We start from the raw sequence: 24087 nt of genomic DNA, 5'->3' as shown, positions 1-24087 counted from the left end.
GGTCTCTCCGTATGGGGAAGCCACCGGCCTCCGCCGTTTTACGCCAGTGCCGCGCGCCACTCGAGGCCGACGGCGACGGCGGCGCGGCTGCGGGCCACGTCGTGCACGCGCACGGCCCATACCCCGTGTTCGGCGCTCAGGGCCGAGATCGCGGCGGTCGCGTTGTCGCGGTCGTCCATGGTCGGCTCGGCGAATCCGGCCTCGGCCAATACCGCCGACACGAACCGCTTGCGCGACGCGCCGATCAGCACCGGATAGCCGGTGTCCTCGAACGCCTGAATACCGGCCAGCAGCGGCAAGTTATGCTCGATGCCGGGCTTGGAGAAGCCCAGACCAGGATCGATGACGATGCGCTCGGGCTTGACGCCGGCCTCGAGCACCGCATCGACCTGACGCATGAGCTCGTCCTTGACGTCCTTCAACACGCCGTGCTCGTAGTGCGAGGTGTCGGCGTCGGGCGTCGCGCCTTTGGCGCCGGCGAGCCAGCCACGCCAGTGCTGCACGATGTACAGGCAGTCGTGGTCGGCGACGACGTGCGGCAGCTCCTTGTCGAGCGTACCGCCGGAGACGTCGTTGATGATCTGCGCGCCGTCCTCGAGCGCGGCCGCGGCGACGAGCGCGCGGGTCGTGTCGATCGACAGGATCGCGTCGTGATGGCCGAGTTCGCCGCCGAGCAGCGCCTTGACCGCGCCGGTGACGCGGTTCAGCTCGTCGGCTTCGGACACGCGTTTGGCTCCGGGCCGCGTGGATTCTGCACCGATGTCGATGATGTCGGCGCCGGCGTCGAGCATCGCGAGGCCGTGCTCGCGTGCCTTGGCCGGGTCGAGCCACAGCCCGCCGTCCGAGAACGAGTCCTCGGTGATGTTGAGCACGCCCATCACGAGCGTGCGGTCGGTATCATGCAAGACTCTCAGATCAGTCATAGGTCATATCCCCTTCCGAATCGACATGCCTCGATACATATGCCTTGATACATCAGTGCTGGGCCATGATCAGGCTCATGGCCTCGGCGCGCGTGGCGGGGTTGCGCATCACGCCACGCACGGCCGAGGTCACGGTGCGCGAAGCCGGCTTGTTCACGCCGCGCATCGCCATGCACATGTGCTCGCATTCGGTCACGACGATCACGCCCTTCGCGTCCGCATAGTCCATGAGCGCGTCGGCCACCTGCTGGGTGATGCGCTCCTGCACCTGCGGCCGGCGCGCGTACAGTTCCACGAGCCGAGCCAGCTTGCTCAGCCCCACGACCTGGCCGTTGGATGGGATGTAGCCCACGTGCGCGACGCCGTGGAACGGCAGCAGGTGATGTTCGCACACCGAAAACAGTTCGATGTCGCGCACGAGCACCATCTCGTCGGTCTGGACCGGGAAGCGCTTGGCGAGCACCTCCTGTGGGCTTTTGCCCAACCCCGCGAAGATCTCACGGCAGGCCCGCGCGATGCGGTCGGGCGTCTCGAGCAGCCCCTCGCGGTCGGGATCCTCGCCGATCGACCGCAGGAACAGCCGCACGGCCTGCTTCACGCCCTCTTCGTCATACGTCGTCATGTCTTCTCCTCTACATACAAGTTGCGGCGTGCCGTCGATGCAGCACGCCGCAACTTCCATCATTCATGTTCCGTCGATCCGCCGGGCGGTCCGCTCACTCGCCGGGCTGCATGCCGACCGAACGCTTGAGCGACTCGGGGATTTCGACCGGAGGCTGGTCGGAGTCCGGCCGACGATCGTTCGACAGCCACACCGGACGTTCCGGCGCCTTGCGGATGTTCGCGAAGATCGCGGCCAGCTCCTTCTCGTTCAGCGTTTCCTTGACAAGCAGCTGGCGCACGAGTTCGTCGAGCACGTCGCGGTTCTCGTTGATGATGGTCCACGCCTCGTTGTGCGCGGTCTCCACCAGCTTGAGCACCTCGTCGTCGATGATCTCGGCGGTCTGATCGGAGTACTTGTGCGGGGCGAGCGCGTCGTAGTCCGCGCCGTTGGTGTCCTCGCTGCCCCACTTGATCGCGCCGAGACGCTTCGAGAAGCCGTATTCGAGCACCATCGTGCGGGCGATGGCCGTGGCCTTCTCGATGTCGTTGGACGCGCCGGTGGTCGGGTCGTGGAATACGATCTCTTCGGCGGTGCGGCCGCCCATCGCGTACGCCATCTGGTCGAGCAGCTGGTTGCGGGTCTGCGAGTAACGGTCGGAGGTCGGCATGACGGCCGTGTAGCCGAGCGCGCGGCCTCGCGGCAGGATCGTGACCTTGGTGACCGGGTCGGTGTTGTGCAGCGCGGCGGCGACGAGCGCGTGGCCGCCTTCGTGGTACGCGGTGTTGCGCAGCTCGTCGAGCGCCATGCCCTTGGTGCGGCGCTTCGGACCGGCCTGCACGCGGTCGATGGCCTCGTCGATGGCGCGGTTGTCGATGAGCTGAGCGCCGGCGCGGGCGCACAGCAGCGCAGCCTCGTTGAGCACGTTGGCCAGATCGGCGCCGGTGAAGCCCGGCGTGCGCACGGCGACCATGTGCAGATCGACGTCCGGCACGAACGGCTTGCCCTTGGCGTGCACCTTGAGGATCGCCTCGCGGCCTTCGAGGTCCGGGGCCTCGACGGCGACCTGACGGTCGAAACGGCCCGGGCGCAGCAGCGCGGGGTCGAGCACGTCGGGACGGTTGGTCGCGGCGATGATGATGAGGTTGGTGTCGTTGTCGAAGCCGTCCATCTCGACGAGCAGCTGGTTCAGCGTCTGTTCGCGCTCGTCGTGGCCGCCGGACATGCCGGAGCCACGCTTGCGACCGACGGCGTCGATCTCGTCGATGAAGATGATCGCGGGAGCGTTCTTCTTCGCCTCGTCGAACAGGTCACGCACGCGGGAGGCACCGAGGCCGACGAACATCTCGACGAAGTCGGAGCCGGCCATCGAGTAGAACGGCACGCCCGCCTCGCCGGCGATGGCGCGCGCGAGCAGCGTCTTGCCGGTGCCCGGAGGGCCGTACAGCAGCACGCCGCGCGGGATGCGCGCGCCGAGCGCCTTGTACTTGGACGGGTCCTTGAGGAAGTCCTTGATCTCCTCGACCTCCTGCACGGCCGAGTCCTCACCGGCCACGTCGGCGAACTTGGTGGTCGGGGTCTGGCCGTCGAGCAGCTTGCCGTTGTTCTTCTTGCCGCCCATGCCGAGCATGCCGCCGGCGCCGCCCATGTTACGCATGAGCAGCCACCACAGGGCCACGAGCAGCACGATCGGGAACAGCATGTTGAGCAGATAGCTGATGATGCCGCTCTGCTGCATGCTGGTGGTCCAGCCGTTCGTCGGGTTCGCCTTGTTGATGAGCTGGACGACCTGCGCGCTCTGCGCGTACGCGTAGTAGAACTGGACGTTCTTGCCGTAGTTGCGCGTGCGGCCGGTGTCGGGGTCGCGCTTGGTGAAGTCGCTGTTCAGCTGCAGCTTGACCTGCTGCGTGTTGTCGACGATCTCGGCGTACTTGATCTCGCCGGACTGCAGCAGCGAGATGCCGTCCTTCGTGTCGATGGTCTGGGAGCCGGTGCCGGCGAAGATCTGGAACGAGACGACGGCGAGCACGACGAGCAGCACGCCCCACAGCCACGGCGACTGCCAGAACGGCTTCTTGCCGCCGTTGTTGCCATTGCCGTTGTTGCCGTTGCGGTTGAACGGGTTGCCGAACGGATTATTGTTGCCCGGTCCCTGTTGAGGCCCCTGGGGATAACTCATGCGTTCACTCCTTGGTAGACTTCGGGCTTGAGCACCGCGATCGAATCGAGGTTGCGGTAGCGCTCGTCGTAGTCGAGACCGAATCCGACGACGAATTCGTCGGGAATCTCATAGCCGCGGTATTTCACGTCGACGTCGACCTCGCGCCGCGCCGGCTTCTCGAGCAGCGCGAAGATCTCGACGGACGCCGCGCCGCGCCGCTTGAGTTCGTCGACGAGCCATGCGAGCGTGCGCCCGGAGTCGATGATATCCTCGACGATCAGAATGTGCCGGCCGCGAACATCGGTGGACAGATCCTGCCGGATCGTCACGGTACCGCTCGACTCGGTGCCCGAACCGTAGCTGGACAGGCTCATGAAGTCGAGCTGGACGGGGATGCTCAATGCCTGCGAGAACGCGGCGAGCGTGTTCACCGCGCCCTTGAGCACGGCGACGAGCAGCAGGTCCTTGCCGCGGTACTCCTCGCTCACCTGGGCCGCGATCTCGTGGATCTTGCTGTCTATCTGTTCTTTGCTGACCAGCTCGTGGTCGATATCATTCTGAACGTCGGCGATTCGCATGCCCACCATCTTGGCACACACGAATGACGTGTTTCTGGCGAAAAGCTGAATATCCTCTGGGAAGACTCACAGGTCCCTGACCATGCCAGTCGACGGCGAGGCGGTCGATCGCCTCGACCTGTTTGGCCGTGGCCGCGATGTCCGCGCCGGCAAGCGCGTGGGCGATGACACGCAGACGGATGGCGGCGTGGTGCCCGGCCAATGCGGTGGCCGACAGCCGCAGCATGTCGCCGTTCGGGTCGAGTCTTGCCGAGGCCGCCGCCGTGTCGGCCTGCCGGTCGAGGTAGTCCTTGTCGCGTTGCATGAGCCGCGCGCCGTCGGCCAGATGGGTCGTGATGTCGCCGCCGGTGAATTGCGCCATGAACGGAATCAGCTCGTGGCGAATCCGCGACCGCAGCGGCAGCGACGACACTGCCGCGGCATGATCGCCGTCGCCGTTGGTCGGATCGTCCCACCAGACCAGCCCGAGGTCCTCACAGACGCCGGTGGTGTCGTCGCGGGTCAGGTCCAGCAGCGGCCGGGCGAAGCGCACGCCGTCGCGCAGGAATGTCGCCGGCATGCCGGCGAGCGCATCGACGCCGGCGGATCGCAGCAGTCCGAGCAGCACGGTTTCGGCCTGGTCGTCGCGGGTGTGCGCGAGCAGCACGGCCGTCGCGCCCGTCCCACGCGCCGCGTCGCACAGCGCCGCGTACCGGGCGTCGCGCGCGGCGGCCTCCGCTCCCCTGCCGTCGTCGGCGACGGCGACCCGTCGCACGGTCACCGGATCCAAGTCGAGCGCGCGGCATCGCGCGGCGGCGGCGCGGGCCACGTCGGCCGAGCCGTCCTGCATACCGTGATCGACGATCACCGCACCGCAGCGCACGCCGAGCGTCGGGCACACCGTGCCGGCCAATGCGGCCAGCGCCATCGAATCGCGACCGCCCGAACAGGCGACGAGCACGAGCGGCGCGTCCGCCGCCGTCTCATGGTCGCCGTGCTCGGCGAACCGGTCGTCCTGCCGGTCGAGCCCGATGCCGAGCAGCGCCGACCGCACCGCGCCGACGCCGGCCTTCAGTCGTTTCGAATACACCATGACATTCCTATGACATTCCCGCCGGCTACAGTCGCGCCAGCCCGTCGGCGAACACGTCGATGGCGTCGCGCGCCGCCGCCCAGTCGTCCGGCTTGTTGACGATCACCGCGAACGCGAGCACGCCGCCGTGCAGACGCGACACGTTGCCGGCCATGGACGTGACCTCGCCGAGGCTGCCGGTTTTGACGCGCAGCAGGCCGACGGTGTCGGCGCTGACCGCCCGGTTGAGCGCGGTGCCGACGAGTCCGGGGATCGACAGGCCTTCGGCCGCGGCTGCCCCGCCGGATGCGGTGAGATTGTGCGCCTGCACGGCCACGAGCGTGGCGACACTCACGCGCGAGCCCGGCGACAGGCCGGAGCAGTCGGCCATGGTCAGGCCGTCGGTGTCGATGCCGAGGCGTTTGAGCGCAGCGCGCACGGCGGCGGTCGCACCGGCCGGCGTGTTGTCGTCGCCGGTGGCGAGCGCGGTGAGCCGCCCGAATTCCTCGGCGAGCGTGTTGTCGGAGTGGCGCAGCGCGAAGGCGAGGATCTCGGCGAGCGTGGCGGAACGCACGGCGGCGATCGGTGTGCGGCCGTCGATCGCCGTGGCCGGTTCCTTCGCGGATACGTCGATGGAGTCCGCGTTGGCGACGGCGACGCCTTCCTCGGTGAGCCGTTCGGCGAACACCGAGGCGGCGTCGGCGGCCGTGGTCTGGCTGAGTTCGGGGTACGCGCTGAAGACGTCGGGGTTCTCGGGCGCGGCGCCGTCCCATTGCCGGCCGCCGTCGACGGCCATGGAGCTCACGCCCGTGTAGTACAGGTTGTCGCCGTTGTTTTCGGCGATGTCGTCCGGGTAGCGGTCGGCACCGAACAGACTGTCGTCGACCATCAGGGTCACCGAGTCGACGCCCCGCTGGTGCAGGGCCTTCGCCGTACGGGCGGCGAGCGTGCCGAGTCCGGCGCGGCCGTTGACGTGATCGGGGTCGCTGTCGCCGGCGGACAGCAGCATGTCGCCGTTGCCTTGCAGGATCAGCGTGCCGTGGCCGTCCGTCACGTCGGTCAGGTAGACGTTCGTGGCGAGTGTGGATCCCATGTCGAGCGTGGCGGATGCGGCGAGGGCCGTCAACGTTTTCAGAGTGGATGCGGGTTCGCGCGGCGTGGTCGCGGCGTGCTGCGCGACGATGGTGCCGTCAGCGGCGGCGATCGCAACGGAATAGTCGGAGCCGACGCCGTCGGTTTTGGCGAACTCGTCGATGAGCTGCCGTGCGGCGGACGCGTCGATGGCCTTGCCGAGATCGACGTCGCTCGCGATCGTACCGGCGGCGCGCGCGGTCGGAGCGTCGGGGATCGTGCGACGCGTGACCTGCCGCATGGTAAGCACGCCGGGCGCGACGTCCATGACGTCGGCGATCAGATAGCCGACGAACAGCGCGACGGTCGTCACCGCGGACGCCGCGACCACGATCGCACGCCGATGCCGTATCCGCCCGCCCATCATGCCTCCATATCCTGTTGTGTTTCGACTTAACGGTAGCGCTGACGTCTCCTCCTAGGAGAAGACATCAGCCACCTGATCCTATGCAGATCACCACCGAGCATCCGACTCCCCTATTCCAAGGGGAGCTGTCAGCGCAGCCGACCGAGGGAACCACACCGCGTCCGCCGCCGTCACTGCTGCAACGACGCGAACGAATCCAGCGTACGCACCACCGACAGCATTCGCGCATCTAACAGCTTACCGCCGAGCCACGAACCCAACGCGAGCGCACCAGCGCCGTTCGCGAGCGCGACCGGAATCAGCAGCCAGTAAATCATCCCGAATTCGATCGGAAAGACGGCGATCATCACGATCGTGACGATGCCGGTCGGCAGCATGGCGACGAAGCTGCCGATCAGATACGCGAGCGGGAAGAACCCCTGTGCGACCATACGGCCCTGCGGCGAGGAGAACGGCTTGTCCATCGACGCGACCGGATACATGAGCACGCACGACGTGATCTCGGCCAATCCGAGTCCGCTCAGGCCCATGCCGATGCCGACGGCCGCGAACGTCGCGCCGAACAGCAACCCGCCCGGCCGTGTCCAGTCGCCGGTGATGATCGCAACTGCGACGAACATGAGCAGTTCGTAGGCGACGATGATCGCGGCGTACACGCGCACGCGGCCGATGCGGTCGGTGAATCCCGATACGCCGGCGATCACCTGCATGGTGAATCCACGGCCGTCGTAGGCCAGGCCGTTGCTTTCGGCGATCGCGAAGATCCATCCTGCCCAGATCAACGACTGCCAGACCATGCCGCTTTCGCCGTGTGCCTGCAGCGAGAAGATGATGATGAAGAACACCGGCATGATGAACATCATGAGCTGGCGAGGGTCACGTCTCAGGTAGGTCAGCAGCCGGGCCGACACCGCGCCGGACGGCGAATCGGGCATCCAGCCGAATGCACCGATGCCCTTGGCCTTCACGGCCTCGGACGACTTGCCGGCCACAAGACGCTCGCGGCGCAGACACCACGTGCACACCATGAAGCACAGCATCCACGCGACCGCGAGGATCGCGACGCGGGCGAGCAACGCCGGCCAGTCGCCGAGCAGCGCGTCGTACGGCAGCTGAAACGCCGCGCCGAACGGCGTCCATGCCACGGCCGCGGCGATCAGCGCGATGCCTGCAACGTCGAGTCCCTCCGCCACACCGGAATTGACGAGGATGTTCGGCACCTGCATGACGCCGACGAACAGCAGGACGACGATGATATAGAAGACACCCTGGCCTCGTCGCGACGTGACCAGCGTGGTCGACAACGACAGCAGCATCTTCGACACGCTCATCATGGTGACGACGGCGAGCGGCGCGGCAACGACCGCCGTGACGACCACGGCCGGCCCCATCGCACGATAGGCGAGCGACCAACACAGGAGCGAGAGCACGCCGGTGATCGCGGGGATGCCGGTCAGACCGGACAGGAGCAGGCCGAACTGAAGCTCGCGGTCGGGGATGCCGTAGAGCGCGAACTTGCGCGGGCTCATCGTAGAGCCTTCGCCGAGCAGCATGATCTGGAACAGGCCGACCGCCAGCGTGAGGAACGCGCCGAACAGGACGACGACGGTATTGATGACGCCATGCGGGCCGAGGAGGTTGACCGGTGGAAGGCCCGGGGCTTCGGGCGGCACGAACGGCGGGAGGGTGCCGACCAGCCATGCGAGCGCGGCGACGCCGATGACCGTGCCGACCGCGAAGACCAGGGCGATCGCGTAGCCGACGGTCTGCCAGACGGATTTGCGCAGCGTGGCCCACGTGAGCGCCCAACGCATGCGGACGAGGGTGAGGGCGGCGGTCATCGTACGACTCCTGCGTCGGTGGGGCCGTTCAGCCCGTCGGATCCCTCCGCGCCACCGTCGAGCCAGCTCAGATGCGCGGCCTCATGGCGGCCGCCGACCAACTGCAGGAACCGGTCCTCCAGATCCTCGCCGGCCGCGACCTCGTCGACGGTGCCGGCCGCGCACACCTGACCGTTGTTGACCACGGCCACATGCGTGCACATACGCTCCACCAACGCCATCACGTGCGACGAGATGATCACCGTGCCGCCGGTCTTCGCGTATTCGATGAGGATGTCCTTGAGATTCGCACTGGACACCGGATCGACCGATTCGAACGGCTCGTCGAGCACCAGGATGCGCGGGCTGTGGATCATCGCGGAGGCGAGGCAGATCTTCTTGGTCATGCCGGCCGAATAATCGGCGACCATCGTGTTCGCGGCCTGGGTGAGATCGAACGCGGCGAGCAGGTCGTTCGCGCGGGCGATCGATTCCGCGCGGGGCATGCCGCACAGCATGCCGGAATAGACGAGCAACTGCATGCCGGTGAGACGGTCGAAGATCTGGTCGGGCTGCGGCATCACGCCGATCATGCGTTTGGCCGTGTTCACATCGCGCCACACGTCATGGCCGAGGATGAGCGTAAGGCCTGCGTCGGGCGTGAGCAGACCGGTGACCATGTTGAGCGTGGTGGTCTTGCCGGCGCCGTTCGGGCCGACGAGGCCGTAGAACGAGCCGACCGGAATGTCGAGGGACAGACCGTTGACGGCGATCTTGTCGTCGAAGCGTTTGTACAGGCCGCGGATGGACACGGCCGCTGACGGATTCGGCGGCACCGGTTGCGGCGGCAATGGGGACTGCGACATCGTCGGCTGCGACGTATCGTCCGGTTGCGAAAATCCAACATTCCCCTGCATATTGTCCAAACTCATACCCCCACTCTACCAGTCATCCCTTCCCCCACAACGGACATCCAGCCGATTTGAGCGGGTAGATCGGCTGGATGTCCGTCGAAGAAGCCAGCCCAATACGCCGAAAAGACACCACGGAACAGGCCACGGCCATTCAACATCGTACACAACCACACCCCACCCGCCAGCGCGGGAAATTCGGGAAAACAACCCACTCGTCCCGAAAAAGCCGCACTGAGCCATCGTCAACGCAACTATTTCGGGAAACCAGCCCTAATCTCCCGAATTTCTTGCGCTGACGATGACTCAGTGCAACTTTTTCGGGACGAGTGGGCTCATTCCCCGAATTTCTTGCGCCCCGCAACGGACATACGGCCGATCCGACCACCCGGATCGGCCGTATGTCCGTTAAGGAAGGTGCATGTCCATTAGAGGGAGGAAGGAACGTAGAGAAAGGAAGGAACGAGACGGCACGGCACCCTACTCGTGCTTCTCGTCGTACTCCTCGTCGGTGGGAGTCTCGTCGTAAAGCTCGTGCCCCTGCTTCTCGGCGATTTTCATCTGCTCGTTGATCCACGCCGCCTCGGCCGGGTTGATGTCCGCCGTGGTGAGCACCTTCTGCCACACCGGGTAGAACAGGTGCATCGCCGGATACATGGCGGTGAACAGGATCTCCGGCTTGTGCTTGCGCCAGTGCTGCGGGTGCGCGTCGAACGTGTTGCGGAACCGGCGCATGTAGTTGAGGAAGCTCGGCAGCGATGTGTCCATGCGCCGCGCGCTCATGCCGGCGATCATGCGCGGCGAGTACACGGTCTTCAGGCCCTTGCCGATCAGGTGCAGCGACAGGTCGATGTCCTCGTGCATCACGTCGGACTTGTCGCGGCACACCTCGCCCGCGATCTGCCGCCACGCGCTCGCCCGCACGGCCATGTTCGACCCGAACAGCAGCGGCTGCCCGCCGTCGGCCCGGTAGATGCGCTTGCGGATCGAATTGTCGCTTTTCAGTCCGAAATGCCGCGACGGCATGTCGTAGTACATCACCGGCCCGGTCGCGCCCATCGCCTCCGGGTCCTCGGTGAAGATGCCCGAGACGACCTCCACCCAGTCGGGCTTGATCATGCAGTCCGCGTCGAACCGGCCGAGCACGTCGCCGGTGGCGGCGTTCAGGCCGAAGTTGCGCGTCGGGATCAACCCCTGCTCGTCGTTCTGGTGCAGCAGCTTGATCGGCGCTTCGGGATGTTCCTTCATGAACCGTTCCACGATCGCGCACGTGTCGTCGGTCGACCGGTTGTCGACGACGATCACCTCGTACGGCATCACGGTCTGCCGAATCGTGTTGAGCAAGCAGTCGGCGATACGCTCGGCTTCGTTCCACGCGGGGATGACGATCGAAACATTCAGCATGTCTTCAGCATACAAACCGCACGCGAACAGCCGCATCATCCGCACGAACGACATCGCCGGCAAGCCCATCGCGGCGACCGCCCGAAATGACCGCCCGTCGTTAGAATAGGGAGCCATGACTGGACAGGATGATCAGAGAATCGATTTCGCGTCGGTGTTTCCGGCGAAGGGCGACTCGCGCAGGCCGCCGGATTGGTGGGGCCGGGGTCTGCTGTACGCGGTAATCGCGGTGTTCCTCGCGTATTTCGTATGGAATTCGTGGGCGAAGATCGACTACATCGTGCTTGATCTCGTGATCTCCGTGTTCATCGCGCTCGCGATCGAGCCGATGGTGCTCATCATGATCCGTCACGGCTGGAAGCGCGGCGTCGCGTCCGCGGTGAGTCTGATCGGGCTCGCGGTGATCATCTGCGCGTTGTTCGCGCTGTTCGGCTCGATGTTCGTGCAGCAGGTGATCTCGATGGTCAAGGGACTGCCGACGTTGTACGACCAGATCGTCGAACTGGTGAACCGCTACTCGTCGTTCAAGATGCCCGAGATCGACACGCTCGGCGGCGAGATCTTCAAGAACCTGCAGACGTCGTGGGTGGCGAACTTCGCCGGCCAGGCCGTGAGCACCACGATGGGGCTGTTCGGCGCGCTGCTTGACCTGATGACCGTGATCATGGTCACGTACTACATTTCCGCGGCCGGCCCGAAGATGCGCCGCAGCCTGTGCCAGTGGCTCGGCGGCAGCCAGCAGCGCCGGTTCCTGCTCGCGTGGACGATCGTGCAGGACCAGATCTCCGGCTTCCTGTTCTCCCGTTCGATTCTCGCGCTCATCAACGCGACGTGCACGGCGATCTTCCTCGAGATCATCCACGTGCCGTACTGGCTGCCGCTCGCGCTGTTCTGCGGCATCGTCTCGCAGTTCATCCCGACGGTCGGCACGTATATCGGCGGCGCGCTGCCGGTCGTGTTCGCCTGGGGGTCGAACGGCGTGCTGTATGCGGTGGGCGTGCTCGTGTTCATCACGGTCTACCAGCAGTTCGAGAACCTGATCCTGTCGCCGAAGATCTCGCAGCGCACGATGGATCTCAATCCGGCGATCGCGTTTCTCGCGGTGCTCGTGTTCGGTTCGGTGTTCGGCGCGCTCGGCGCGTTCCTCGCGCTGCCGATCACGGCGAGTCTGCAGGCGATCTTTAAGGTGTATACGAAGCGGTACGAGCTGGTCGATTCGCCGCTGCTGTACGATCCGGATACGGTGAAGAAGTCGAAGGTCGTGGAGGGCGCGGAGGCGTTCGGCGCGCACGTGGTGCGCCCGGTCACCGAGCATATCCCGCGCGCGGCCAAGGGCTCGACGGCGCGCGTGCCGATCGACGAGGAGCTGCGCCATCTGACCGAACAGGTGTATCAGACGCCGACCTCGCGGCAGATGGACGATTCCGCGACGATGGCGATTCCGAAGGGCGTGCTCGGCAAGTGGGACGAGACGCGGCACGGCGGTCTGTCCGGTCTGTCCGGCGTCGCCGATGACGGTGACGGTACGCACGATACGACCGACACGACCAGTACGAACGACACGCATGACGATACGAACGACGACAATACGACCGGCCGTGCAAACGATAGCCGTACGACCGGCCGCACGCCGTCCGACGACAATCCGCGAAGCAGGTGGCGCTGATGGTACTGCTGTCCGTTCTCGACGTCCTCATGTACATCGTCGGCACCGTCGGCATCGTGTATCAGGCGTTCTGCGTCGTGATCTCGCTGGTGTCGAAACCGATCACCTTCCCCGACGCGCCGATGGACAAACGCTACGCCGTGCTCATCTCCGCACGCAACGAGGAGCAGGTCATCGGCAACCTCATCGGCGATATCCAGTCGCAGACGTACCCGAGCCGGCTCGTCGACATCTGGCTCGTCGCCGACAACTGCGACGACCACACCGCCGATCTGGCGCGTTCCAAGGGCTGCCACGTCATCGAACGATTCAACAAGGAGCTCGTCGGCAAGGGCTACGCGCTCACCTATCTGCTCGACCGGATGAACGAGTCGGGCGCCAGCGACGCCTACGACGCGTTCTTCGTGTTCGACGCCGACAACCGGCTCGACCACCACTACTTCGAGGAGATGAACAAGGCGTTCCAGGCCGGCTTCCGCATCCTCACGAGCTACCGCAACTCGGTGAACCTGTCCGACAACTGGGTGTCGAGCGGTTCGGCGCTGTGGTTCATCCGCGAATCGCGCTTCCTGAGCGCCTCGCGCATGCGCCTCGGCACGAGCTGCCATGTGGGCGGCACCGGGTTCATGTTCTCGCGCGAGGTGATGAAACGCAACAACGGCTGGAAGTTCCATCTGCTTACCGAGGATCTCGAGTTCACGATGGACTCGGTGCTGCACGGCGACCGCATCGGCTACTGCGGCACGGCGATCCTGTACGATGAGCAGCCGGTCACGTTCCAGCAGAGCTGGCGGCAGCGGCTGCGGTGGAGCAAGGGCTTCCTGCAGGTGTTCCGGTATTACGGCCCGGCGCTAATCAAACGCGCCGTGCGCGAGCGCGACTTTTCGGCGGTCGATTTCACGCTGCTGCTGTGTCCGTTCACCGTGCTGACGATCGTCCGCATCCTGTTGGGATGGCTGTTCGCGGCGTGCGGATTCGTGACGTGGCAGTCGCAGGTGCAGTCGTTGCTGGGCTGGTCGAACGGCATCGTGATGGCGGTGCTTACGATGATGGCGCTTGCCGCGTTGACGATCATCGTGGAACGCGATCATATCGGTGCGACGAACAAGGAGCTGTTCGCGTATGTGCTGAGTTTCCCGATCTACATGCTCAGCTATGTGCCGATCTCGTTCCAGGCGATCTTCGCGAAGGCGCAGTGGAAGCCGATCGCGCATAAGGGCGCATGATAGGCGCGGTTGTTCGTCGCGCGTGGGCCGATGTGCTACGCGTGACGAACGCCGCGTGATCACTGCCGCCAGTCGGTGAGGCCGGACAGGAGCCCGCCGATGCCGGAGCCGTTCGACGACCCGGTCGCCGGCGCGATCTCGTACATCTCGACGACGCGCGGGTCGTGCGATTCGGCGGCCATCTGCATGAACAGCCGTTGCGCCTGCCAGCGCGACGCGCCCCAGATCAAATACCAGAGCACGCCGGTGCCGAAGACCATCATGAGCAGCGCCCAGTGGAACAGACCGTAGCCGTACGCGACGAACGCCACGGCGGTGATGAGTAGGATGTATGCGCGGCGGATGCACAGGATCGCAGCGTTCTTCATCACCGACAGATACCGCGCCTTCGGGTACTCGACGACGAGCACCATCGCGATCGAGAACGCGGCGAACAGGAACACGAGGCACACGGCCAGCGCGGGGGTGACGGCCGCGCCCCACGGGAACTGCGCGAACAGCGCGATGTTATACACGAACGCGAAGCCGATGAGCGCGAACGTCGCGCCGACCGCAAGAGCGCGCGGGAACAGTCGCGCGTAGGCGCGGAAGTACGGGCGGAACATGGCGACGGCGACGTCTTGGCGGACGTACAGTCCGGCGATCCAATCGGGAGGGAACGTCGCGGCCGTGTCGGCGGTCGATCCTGACGTGCCGTCGCCGGTCGATCCTGACGTGCCGGCCGCCGCGCGCTCGGTCTCCGCGTCCATCATGCGCTTGACGCGCACCCGCGAACCGCGCGCGAGCAACGCGGGATGGTCGCGGAACATCGCGTACAGCGCGGCGACGGATGGCGAGGACAGCGCGGCGGCCGCGAAGTACAGCGGCCAGTAGTTGAGGTCGTTGACCACGAGCATGACGATCACGAGCGGCAGTGCGGCGACGAGGCAGCAGACGCCGGCCAGGATCATTACCACCACCGAGTTGACGATGTGCATGAACGCGTCGGCCTGGAACCACTTGTTGGTCGCGTCGGGCGAGGCGTTGTTGTTGCTGCGGTCTTCGTTGCTCATGATTGCTACCTTACTGCGTTGCGGACGGTGGTGGCGCGTGGCGGTTTGCGGGATGCGGGCTGGTGCGGCTGGTCGGGTGCGCTCCCCTCAGTCAGCTACGCTGACAGCTCCCCTCGGGGAGGGGAGCCAGATTCCCATAACCTTGGCTCCCCTCCGTGAGGGGAGCTGTCGAGCGAAGCGAGACTGAGGGGAGCAACCCGACCAGCTCAACCCCGACCGTCCCGATACAGAAAAAGGTCTGCATGGTTACAGGCACACCATGCAGACCGTGTGGTTGCGGCCGGCCCTGCGGCGCAAGGAGGTCAACGCCGCCGGGGCCGGCCGATCGGGGGCCGAAGCGCCGATCGGAAGGAGGGATCAGCCCTTCATGCCGGAGGTGGCGATGCCCTCGATGAACTGCTTCTGGCCGATGAGGAACACGACCAGGATCGGCAGGATGGAAAGCACGGAACCGGTCATGATCATCGCGTAGTCCGCGTTGAACTGGCTGATGAACGTCTTCAGACCAAGCTGGATGGTCTGCAGGTTCGTGGCGCGCAGGTAGATCAACGGGCCCATGTAGTCGTTCCACGTGTTGGTGAACGTGATGATGCCGAGGGCGGCGATGGACGGGCCGGACAGCGGCAGCACGATGCGCGAGTAGATGCCGAATTCGCTCAGGCCGTCGAGGCGGGCGGCTTCGGAGAGCTCTTCGGGGATCGTGTCGTAGAACTGCTTCATCATGAACACGCCGAACGCGCCGAACGCCTGCAGCAGGATGATCGACCAGCGGGTGTCGACCAGACCCCACGAGGAGAGCATCTTGAACTGCGGGATCATGTAGGACTGCCACGGCACGGCCATGGTGGCGATGTAGACGAGGAACAGCGTGTTGCGGCCGGCGAACTTGATGCGGGAGAAGCCGTAGGCGGCGAACGAGCCTGTGAACACCTGCAGGAAGGTCACGCAGATCGCGAAGAACACGGTGTTGCCGACCCACAGCAGCATGTCGGATTTGGTCCAAATGTTGATGTAGTTCTCGAAGTGCCACACGCTCGGCAGCCACTTGAACGGCACCATGAACACTTCGTTGTTCGGCTTGACCGAGGCGAGGAGCATCCAGACGAACGGCAGCAGCGTGAACGCGGCGACGGCGATCATGGCCACGTAGCCGATGACGGTGCCGACGACCTTGACCGGGCTGACGGGCTTCTTGTTGAACGGGATGTCCGCGGAAGGAGACTTGGCTCCCGCGACCGGGGTGATGCTTGCGGCAGTCATCTTACTTCTCCTTCTTGTTGTTGTACCAGAACTGGATGAGGGTCACGATCATGCACAGTGCGAACAGCACGAGCGAGACGGTGCCCGAGTAGCCGAAGTCCTGACGGTTGAACGCGACCTGGTAAATGTACTGGGCGAGCATCAACGTGGAGGTGCCCGGGCCGCCGTTGGTCATGACGAGCGTCAGGTCGAGGATCTTGAAGGACTGAATGGTGAGGGTGACGAGCACGAAGAACAGGGTCGGGCGCATGCACGGCACGGTGATCTTCCAGAACTGCTGCCAGCCGTTCGCGCCGTCGATGGAAGCGGCCTCGTACAGTTCGCCCGGGATGGTCTGCAGGCCGGCGAGAATGAGGATCATGAAGTAGCCGACCTCACGCCAGGTGGCCACGATGATGACCGCGACCATGGCCCACTTGGTGTCGCCCATCCAGCCGGGAGCCCATGCACCACCGGTGAAGAAGCGGATGATCTGGTTGATCACGCCGCTCTTGGCGTCGAACAGCATGTTCCACACCTGCGCGGCGGCGACGATCGAGGTGATGTACGGGAAGAAGGCGACGGTGCGGAAGAACGCGCGGCCCTTGAGGTTGGTGTTGAGCAGCACGGCCAGGCCGAAGGCGATGGCAAGGGTGAGCGGGATGTGAACGACCGAGTAGACGATGGTGTTGACGAACGCCGCCTGGAAGTTCGAGTCGTGGGTGAGTCGCACCCAGTTGGTCAGTCCGTTGAACTTCGGATCGCCGAAGGCGCTCCACTTGGAGAAGCCGATGTAGAACAGCTGGACGACCGGGATGAGGATAAGAATAAGGAAGCCGATGAAGTTCGGCGCGATGAAGATCAGTCCGTTGCGCAGATTGCGACGACCGATGGCCTTGTTGGCCTTGCTGTGGTCCGGCGCCGCGACGTGGGACGTCCGTGCAGCTGAAGTAGCCTGTGTCATAGCTGCAGCACTCCTTTTATATAGAGAGTTGGATGGTTGTGTTGATGGTGGGCATGGGAAACGGGGACGGTGGCCGCTCTCCCGAAGGGCACGGTCCGCCCCCGTTGCGTTGTTTGGCGGAGGGGTCAGATCAGGTTGTCTGTACCGCGGGTCTCAGTCGAGACTCACTGGAGGACGCCCTGATCCTTGATGTCCTGCGTGCCCTTGGCGATCGCGTCGTCGATGGAGCTGGTGCCGGACATGATGCCCGAGTGGACGACGGTGTTGAGCACGTCCTGGATGGTGTTGGTGCCGGCGCCGACCGGGTTCTCCGGGTTGGTCTTGTGGTCGGTCCAAGCCTTCTTGGACAGGTCGTCGTTGGCCATGCCGTCAGTGCCGAAGTAGGTGTCGGCGACGGAGTCGGAGAAGTAGGCCGGGGTGGTGGCGATCTTGGCGAGCGCCTCGGAGCCCTTCTCGCCGGAGGCCCACTTGACGAATTCCTTGGCGGCGGCGAGCTGCTGGCCGGAGATGTTGGAGGAGACCGCGAGGCCGGTCGGATCGGCGAAGGTCACCGGGGTGTCGGAGGTGGCGGCATCCGGGTTCTGCGGGATCGGCGCCATGCCCCAGTTGAAGGTGTCGGCGTCGCCGGACTTCTGCTGGCTGACGAGCGTGGCGGCGTACCAGGTACCCATCGGCAGCATGGCGGCCTTCTGGGTGCCGAACTGGGCCTGATACTGGACCTTGGTGGAATTCACGGTGTTCCAGTCGATGGTCAGGCCTTCCTTCTGCCACTTGAGCGCACGCTCATAGTAGGGCTTGAGGTAGCTGTAGTCGCCCTTGAAGTAGTCGTCGTAGGCACCGTCGGTCTGCGAGAGCGCGAAGCCCTGGACGACGGACTGCCAGCCGTGCTGGTACATCGGGTAGACGGACTTGGCGTCGTAGCCGGCCGCGGGCAGCTTCTCCTTGAGTTCCTCGGCGGCCTTGGTGTAGTCGTCCCACGTCCAAGTGCCATCAGGGGCGCTCACGCCGGCCTTCTCGAACATGTCCTTGTTGTAGAAGAGCACCCAGGAATCCTGGCGGTACGGCATCGCGTAGTACTTGCCGTCCTCGAGCTTGTATTGGGAGACGTCGATGTTCTTGTCGCCGTCGTAGCTGGCCGCGATGTCCGACAGGTCCGCGAGACCGCCGGATTCGGCAGCGTACGTGTAGTACTTCTGCAGGTTCTTGATCGGGAAGACGTCGGGCTGGCTCTTGCCGGAGATGTCGGAGGTCAGCTGCGTGTCGTAGTCGTCGGCGGAGTACTGCTTGATCTTGACGGTGATGTTCGGGTGGTCCTTCATGAAGCCGTCGGCCAGGGTCTGGAACTCCGGGGTGGTGTCGAGCGACCAGCCGGCGAACGTGATCGTGGTCTTGGCGTTCTCGTCCAGCGCCTCGGTCTTGCCGCCGCTGGCGTTGTTGCTCGAGCCGCAGCCGGCGAGCAGCATCACTGCTGCGCCTGCGAACGCGGCGGCCTTGAAGAGCGGAGAGACTTTCCTCATGGTGTGTTTCCTTTCCTTCCATTCCGACAACGTTGCCGAAACGTGCATCGGTGAGCGTTCGTTGCGATCACCTCGTAGTGATCGCCGCTGCACCCTGCGCTTGGTTTTGATTATTCACTGATTGATCGTTACTGATAGCCGTTTGCCAAATTTTTCCATCCGTGCGATCATCGGCGGCGATGGCGCATGGCAGCTACGTTATCGTTCACATCGGGACGACGGTATGACTATACCGGTACAGATATCCAAGACGACGACGGCGTGCGATGATCATTTCGCCGCCGCAGTGGTCTCGCGCGCCAGCAGACGCGTGGGCAGCACGACCGGTCGCGAGATGCCGACGCTGCGGTGCCGCACCTGATCGATGAGCAGCTTGGCCGACTGCCGGCCCATCTCGCGCCACGGCGTCGCCACCGACGTCAGCGAAGGCGAGATCAACGAGCCCAGTTCGATGCCGTCGAAACCGACCACCGACACCGAGCCCGGCACGTCCACGCCGCGTTCGCGCAGCTCGTTGACGAAGCCGATCGCCATGAGGTCGTTGTAAGCGAACACAGCCGTGGTCGGGTTCGCGAGGAACGGCTCGACCGCGAGCGCACCGCCCTTGCCGGTCGGCGCCGTTGCGTTGATGCGGCGCAGCCGGATTCTCGCCGCGGCGCATTTGGCGTACAGCGCCTGCCATCGCGTGCTTTCGCTCCACGACGCCTCCGGGCCGGCCAGATACGTGATCTCCCGGTGCCCGAGGCCCGCCAGCAGGTCGACGGCCTCGCCGATGCCGCCGGTGCAGTCAGCGATCACCGACTGCAGCCCGCGCACGGTACGGTTGACCATCACCACCGGCTTGGTCTGCGCGACCTTGCGGATCGTCGCATCCGAAACTCGCGAGGATAGGAACACGAACCCGTCCGCATGCGGCAGGGTGAGGCTGGCGAGCTTGCGCTCCAATACATTGCCCTCTTCGGTGTCCACGATCATCAGGCCGTAGCCGCTGCGCAGACATTCGTGCTGGATGCTGTGCGCGAGGTCGGAGAACAGCGGGTTGCGCAGATCGGCGATGAACGCGGCGATCAGGCCGCTCGGCTGGTCGCGCGAGAACGATTCGACCGTCTCGCTGCGGTATCCCAGCTCGTCGGCGATGAGCCGGATGCGTTTGGCTGTCTCGGCGTTCACCCGGCCGGGACGCGACAGCGCCCTCGACACGGTCGACACCGACACGCCGGCCGCGAGCGCGACATCGCTGATCGTTACCCGTCCTTGCGCCATGCCGGAACCTCCTTGCTCCGTTGCGATCATATGGTGATCTCTCGTGCACCCAGTCTAGTGCAAAAAAGTGCAACAACGATCATGATCGAACATGATCGTGATATGGTGTGCCGTAACTCATGGCCGCACGCCGACGAAGGCGCGGGACCATGCCGCCGGGGCGCGTGCTACGTCGCACGGGACCCGACCGCGAGCGAAGCAGGAAAGCGAAGAGGCAATGACCGTTCTCACCGAATCAGCCACAGGCACGTCGGCGGCCGACACGACCGGCGCCGACGAGAAGAAGTATTTGCCGGCCGAGCGGCAGGACATCATTCTCGGCATGCTCTCGCGCGGCATCGTCGTACGCGTCGACGAACTCGCCCGCACGCTCGACACCACGCCGATCACCGTGCGCCGCGATCTCAACACGCTGGCCGACGCCGGTCTCATCCGCCGCGTGCGCGGCGGCGCGACAGCGCTGGGCGACGAGACGACGCAGATCGCCGCACAGCCGTCAACGGCCCGTCAATCATCCGTCCAGCGAAGCGCGCGCACCGGTATGCAGCCGCTCGCCTCCGCATCGACCATCGCCCAGCCGGTCCCCGCAACGTCGCCGCACGCCGCCGCACGCGGCGCACGGTTCGCCGGCTCCGACTCCCCCGGCCTCACCCCCACGCTGTCGGGTACGATCGGCGTGATGTTCCCCGAACCGAGCTTCAACTGGCCGGTCACGTCGCAGGCCATCGAACGGGAGGCCGCCGCGCACGACCTCGGCGTGGACGTGCGGTCGACCACCTACGACAACGGCGACGAGATCGCGATCGTCGAGGACCTGCTGTCCGACTCGTCGGTGATCGGCCTGATCCTCGCGCCGAGCGTGCGTATGCAGGGCGCGGACATCTGGAACTGGCTGGAGGACGCGCCGGTGCCGGTGGTGCTGGCCGAACGCGAACCGCCGTTCGGCGTGGACGGACTGGACATCGTGATGACCGACTACCGCACCGGCGTACGGCAGGTGGTGGACCGTTTCCTCGCGCTCGGCCACCGCAGGCTCGGACTCGCGCTCACGCACACGCCGGTCTCCGAATACATCGAAGACTGCTGGCGGTCGGTGACCGGACGGCTGGACGCGGTGGACAGCGCGTTCGTGCGCACCAACGTCGCGCCGTACGACTCGGTCGGCGTCGAATCCGTGGCCAAACAGGCGATCGACGAGGGCACCACGGCGATGCTCGTGCACTCCGACTGGCTGGCGATGTCGCTCGCGCAGACGCTCGAACGGCACGGCGTGTCCATGCCCGGCGACCTGTCGATGATCTCCGTCGACGGCTACATCACGCCGAACTCACGACCGCTGACCGCACTGCGCTCAGCGCACAAGGAGCTGGGCCGCGCAAGTGTGGACATGCTCATCGCGCGCTACCTTCACCCGGAACGGCCGGCGCAGCGCATGATGGTCGCCCCCGAGTTCATCGAACGCGGGTCGGTGGCCCCGGCCAAGTAGGCTTTCCGGGACGCCGCCGCCAAGGGTATGTAGCCGGCAATTGGTAAGCTGGATTGCTAGTGAAATCCCCTGTCTCCTATGGTTCGGAAGGAGCTTGGCTTGTCGGCTGAACTCGAAGATATCCACGAAGAATGCGGCATTTTCGGCGTGTGGGGCCACCCCGACGCCGCCCGTCTCACCTATTTCGGACTCCACGCCCTGCAGCATCGCGGCCAGGAAGGCGCCGGCATCGTCTCGAACGACAACGGCCATCTCATCGGCCACCGCGGACTGGGCCTCTTAACCCAGGTCTTCGGCGACGAACGCGAGATCGAGCGCCTCAAGGGCGACAAGGCCATCGGCCACGTGCGCTACGCCACCGCCGGCTCCGGCACCACCGACAACATCCAGCCGTTCATCTTCCGCTTCCACGACGGCGACATGGCGCTGTGCCACAACGGCAACCTCACCAACTGCCCGTCGCTGCGCCGCCATCTCGAGGACGAGGGCGCGATCTTCCACTCGAACTCCGACACCGAAGTGCTCATGCACCTCATCCGCCGCTCCGACAAGCCGACCTTCATGGACAAGCTCAAGGAGGCGCTCAACACCGTGCACGGCGGCTTCGCGTACCTGCTCATGACCGAGAACGCGATGATCGGCGCGCTCGACCCGAACGGCTTCCGCCCGCTGTCGCTCGGCCGCATGAAGAACGGCGCGTACGTGCTCGCGTCCGAGACCTGCGCGCTCGACGTCGTCGGCGCGGAGCTCGTACGCAACATCCGCCCCGGCGAGATCATCGTCGTCTCCGACCACGGCTACAAGATCGTCCAGTACACCAACAAGACGCAGCTGGCGATCTGCTCGATGGAGTTCATCTACTTCGCCCGCCCCGACTCCGACATCTACGGCGTCAACGTGCACTCCGCACGCAAGCGCATGGGCGCGCGCCTCGCCGCCGAATCGCCGGTCGACGCGGACATGGTCATCGGCGTGCCGAACTCATCGCTGTCGGCCGCGTCCGGCTACGCGGAGGCCGCGCATCTGCCGAACGAAATGGGTCTGATCAAGAACCAGTACGTCGCCCGCACATTCATCCAGCCGACGCAGGAGCTGCGTGAGCAGGGCGTGCGCATGAAGCTGTCCGCCGTGCGCGGCGTCGTCAAGGGCAAACGCGTCATCGTCATCGACGATTCGATCGTGCGCGGCACCACCTCGAAGCGCATCGTGCAGCTCCTGAAGGAGGCCGGCGCGGCCGAGGTGCACATGCGCATCAGCTCGCCGCCGCTCAAGTACCCGTGCTTCTACGGCATCGACATCTCGACGACGAAGGAGCTCATCGCCGCGAAGAAGTCCGTCGAGGAGATCCGCGACTACATCGGCGCCGACTCGCTCGCGTTCCTGTCGCTCGACGGCCTCGTCGAGTCGATCGGCCTGGGCGCGGACGCCCCGTACGGCGGCCTGTGCGTCGCGTACTTCAACGGCGACTATCCGACCGCGCTGGACGATTACGAGGATGATTTCCTCAAGTCGCTCACCCCCGAGGACCGCGTGCGTCTGCCCGAGTTCGCGCTCTACAAGAGCAAGTACGAAGGCAACGAGTACGCGGTCAAGCCCGCCGATACGACCAAGTAGCAGACCTTCCCATCAGCCACCCATCCAGATTTCCACAAGACAAGCAGTACAGAAAGGTTCGTCATGCCCAAAGCCTATGAGAACGCCGGAGTGAGCGTCGAAGCCGGCTACGAGGTCGTCAAGCGCATCAAGTCGCACGTCGCCCGCACCAACCGTCCGGGCGTGGTGGGCGGCATCGGCGGCTTCGGCGGCCTGTTCGACCTCGCATCGCTCGGCTACAAGGAGCCGGTGCTGATCTCCGGCACCGACGGCGTCGGCACCAAGCTCGTCGTCGCCAAGTTGGCGAACAAGCACAACACCATCGGCATCGACTGTGTGGCCATGTGCGTCAACGACATCGCCGCGCAGGGCGCCGAACCGCTGTTCTTCCTCGACTACATCGCGTGCGGCAAGAACGATCCGGCGCTGCTCGAGCAGGTCGTCGCGGGCGTCGCGGACGGCTGCGTGCAGGCCGGTGCGGGCCTGATCGGCGGCGAGACTGCCGAGATGCCGGGCATGTACGCCGAGGACGAGTACGATCTGGCCGGCTTTGCGGTCGGCGTGGCCGAGAAGTCCGCCATCGTCGACGGTTCGACCATCACCGACGGCGATGTGCTCATCGGCCTGCCGTCCACCGGCGTGCACTCCAACGGCTTCTCCCTCGTGCGCAAGGCCCTGTTCGAGCAGGCCGGCTATACCGTCGACACCGAGCTGGATGAGCTCGGCGGCGCGAAGCTCGGCGACGTGCTGCTCACCCCGACCAAGATCTACGTGAAGGCCCTCGCTCCCCTGTTCAAGGCCGGCGTGGTCAAGGGCGTCGCGCACATCACCGGCGGCGGCTTCATCGAGAACGTGCCGCGCATGATCCCCGACGGCCTCGCGGCCGAGATCAACCTCGGCTCGTGGCCGGTGCTGCCGATCTTCGACGTACTCGAAAAGGCCGGCGAGATCGATCACATGGAGATGTACAACATCTTCAACATGGGCATCGGCATGGTGCTGGCCGTTCCGGCCGAACGCGCCGACGAGACGATCGAGCTGCTCAAGGCCAATGATGAAACCGGCTATGTGATCGGCCGCATCACTCCCGACGCCGACGGCACGCAGATCACGCTCAAGTAACTTCTCTTATCC

19 protein-coding genes are annotated in these 24087 nt (G+C 65.2%); 5 read left to right on the top strand and 14 right to left on the bottom strand.

Annotation, left to right across the window (positions count from 1 at the left end):
• Positions 1-38: 38 nt before the first annotated feature.
• The 9 genes from folP to DSM100688_RS04020 form a co-directional block, all read right to left on the bottom strand.
• Positions 39-923: a dihydropteroate synthase gene (gene folP / locus DSM100688_RS04060; RefSeq protein ID WP_152357876.1), complete on the bottom strand. Its 885-nt coding sequence runs from the start codon at positions 921-923 to the stop codon at positions 39-41.
• A gap of 52 nt (positions 924-975) precedes the next feature.
• Complete coding sequence (gene folE / locus DSM100688_RS04055; protein ID WP_152357875.1) at positions 976-1545, bottom strand: GTP cyclohydrolase I FolE; 570 nt, start codon at positions 1543-1545, stop codon at positions 976-978.
• A gap of 94 nt (positions 1546-1639) precedes the next feature.
• Entirely contained in the window at positions 1640-3703 is a 2064-nt protein-coding gene (gene ftsH / locus DSM100688_RS04050; RefSeq protein ID WP_152357874.1) for an ATP-dependent zinc metalloprotease FtsH, read from the bottom strand.
• Entirely contained in the window at positions 3700-4263 is a 564-nt protein-coding gene (gene hpt / locus DSM100688_RS04045) for a hypoxanthine phosphoribosyltransferase (RefSeq protein ID WP_152357873.1), read from the bottom strand. Before hpt ends, ftsH begins: the two co-directional genes overlap by 4 nt.
• Positions 4238-5335 carry a tRNA lysidine(34) synthetase TilS gene (gene tilS, locus DSM100688_RS04040; RefSeq protein ID WP_152357872.1) on the bottom strand — a complete coding sequence of 366 codons (1098 nt, stop codon included), beginning with the start codon at positions 5333-5335 and terminating at the stop codon, positions 4238-4240. Before tilS ends, hpt begins: the two co-directional genes overlap by 26 nt.
• 25 nt (positions 5336-5360) lie before the next feature.
• Positions 5361-6812, bottom strand: coding sequence for a D-alanyl-D-alanine carboxypeptidase/D-alanyl-D-alanine-endopeptidase (locus DSM100688_RS04035; RefSeq protein ID WP_152357871.1), 1452 nt, complete (start codon positions 6810-6812; stop codon positions 5361-5363).
• 170 nt (positions 6813-6982) lie between these two features.
• Positions 6983-8653 (bottom strand): ABC transporter permease, encoded by a 1671-nt coding sequence (locus DSM100688_RS04030; RefSeq protein WP_152357870.1) that lies wholly within the window; start codon positions 8651-8653, stop codon positions 6983-6985.
• Positions 8650-9564 (bottom strand): ABC transporter ATP-binding protein, encoded by a 915-nt coding sequence (locus tag DSM100688_RS04025; protein ID WP_152357869.1) that lies wholly within the window; start codon positions 9562-9564, stop codon positions 8650-8652. The genes DSM100688_RS04030 and DSM100688_RS04025 overlap by 4 nt, the downstream gene beginning before the upstream one ends.
• A gap of 459 nt (positions 9565-10023) precedes the next feature.
• A complete protein-coding gene (locus DSM100688_RS04020; protein WP_152357868.1) occupies positions 10024-10947 on the bottom strand; it encodes a glycosyltransferase family 2 protein in 924 nt (307 codons plus the stop codon).
• A 115-nt stretch (positions 10948-11062) separates the two neighbouring features.
• On the opposite strand from DSM100688_RS04020, the gene DSM100688_RS04015 reads away from it, so the two are divergent.
• A complete protein-coding gene (locus DSM100688_RS04015) occupies positions 11063-12613 on the top strand; it encodes an AI-2E family transporter (RefSeq protein WP_152357867.1) in 1551 nt (516 codons plus the stop codon).
• Positions 12613-13839, top strand: a complete 1227-nt coding sequence (locus DSM100688_RS04010; protein WP_152357866.1) for a glycosyltransferase family 2 protein — start codon at positions 12613-12615, stop codon at positions 13837-13839. Before DSM100688_RS04015 ends, DSM100688_RS04010 begins: the two co-directional genes overlap by 1 nt.
• 59 nt (positions 13840-13898) lie before the next feature.
• Here DSM100688_RS04010 and DSM100688_RS04005 read toward each other — a convergent pair whose 3' ends face one another.
• From DSM100688_RS04005 to DSM100688_RS03985, 5 genes are all read right to left on the bottom strand, one after another.
• The gene (locus DSM100688_RS04005; protein WP_152357865.1) at positions 13899-14891 is read right to left on the bottom strand and encodes a hypothetical protein; all 993 of its coding nucleotides are present in this window, start codon (positions 14889-14891) and stop codon (positions 13899-13901) included.
• 357 nt (positions 14892-15248) lie between these two features.
• A complete protein-coding gene (locus tag DSM100688_RS04000) occupies positions 15249-16151 on the bottom strand; it encodes a carbohydrate ABC transporter permease (RefSeq protein WP_152357864.1) in 903 nt (300 codons plus the stop codon).
• 1 nt (position 16152) lies between these two features.
• Entirely contained in the window at positions 16153-17094 is a 942-nt protein-coding gene (locus DSM100688_RS03995; protein ID WP_152357863.1) for a carbohydrate ABC transporter permease, read from the bottom strand.
• A 164-nt stretch (positions 17095-17258) separates the two neighbouring features.
• Positions 17259-18611, bottom strand: coding sequence for an ABC transporter substrate-binding protein (locus DSM100688_RS03990; protein WP_152357862.1), 1353 nt, complete (start codon positions 18609-18611; stop codon positions 17259-17261).
• Positions 18612-18881: 270 nt separating this feature from the next.
• Positions 18882-19874: a LacI family DNA-binding transcriptional regulator gene (locus DSM100688_RS03985; protein ID WP_163146805.1), complete on the bottom strand. Its 993-nt coding sequence runs from the start codon at positions 19872-19874 to the stop codon at positions 18882-18884.
• A gap of 217 nt (positions 19875-20091) precedes the next feature.
• Here DSM100688_RS03985 and DSM100688_RS03980 point away from each other — a divergent pair, with 217 nt between their 5' ends.
• The 3 genes from DSM100688_RS03980 (at position 20092) to purM (ending at position 24075) form a co-directional block, all read left to right on the top strand.
• Entirely contained in the window at positions 20092-21360 is a 1269-nt protein-coding gene (locus tag DSM100688_RS03980) for a substrate-binding domain-containing protein (protein WP_163146806.1), read from the top strand.
• 99 nt (positions 21361-21459) lie between these two features.
• Entirely contained in the window at positions 21460-22974 is a 1515-nt protein-coding gene (gene purF, locus DSM100688_RS03975; RefSeq protein WP_152357859.1) for an amidophosphoribosyltransferase, read from the top strand.
• Between the two features lie 63 nt (positions 22975-23037).
• On the top strand, positions 23038-24075 hold the full coding sequence (purM, locus tag DSM100688_RS03970) for a phosphoribosylformylglycinamidine cyclo-ligase (protein WP_152357858.1): 1038 nt from the start codon (positions 23038-23040) through the stop codon (positions 24073-24075).
• Positions 24076-24087 lie beyond the last annotated feature (12 nt).

Origin of the sequence: Bifidobacterium ramosum (assembly GCF_009299505.1) — a bacterium.
In the GTDB taxonomy this organism is placed as follows: domain Bacteria; phylum Actinomycetota; class Actinomycetes; order Actinomycetales; family Bifidobacteriaceae; genus Bifidobacterium; species Bifidobacterium ramosum.
Note: the sequence above shows the minus strand (reverse complement) of the source record. Positions and strands in the feature narration are given on the sequence as shown.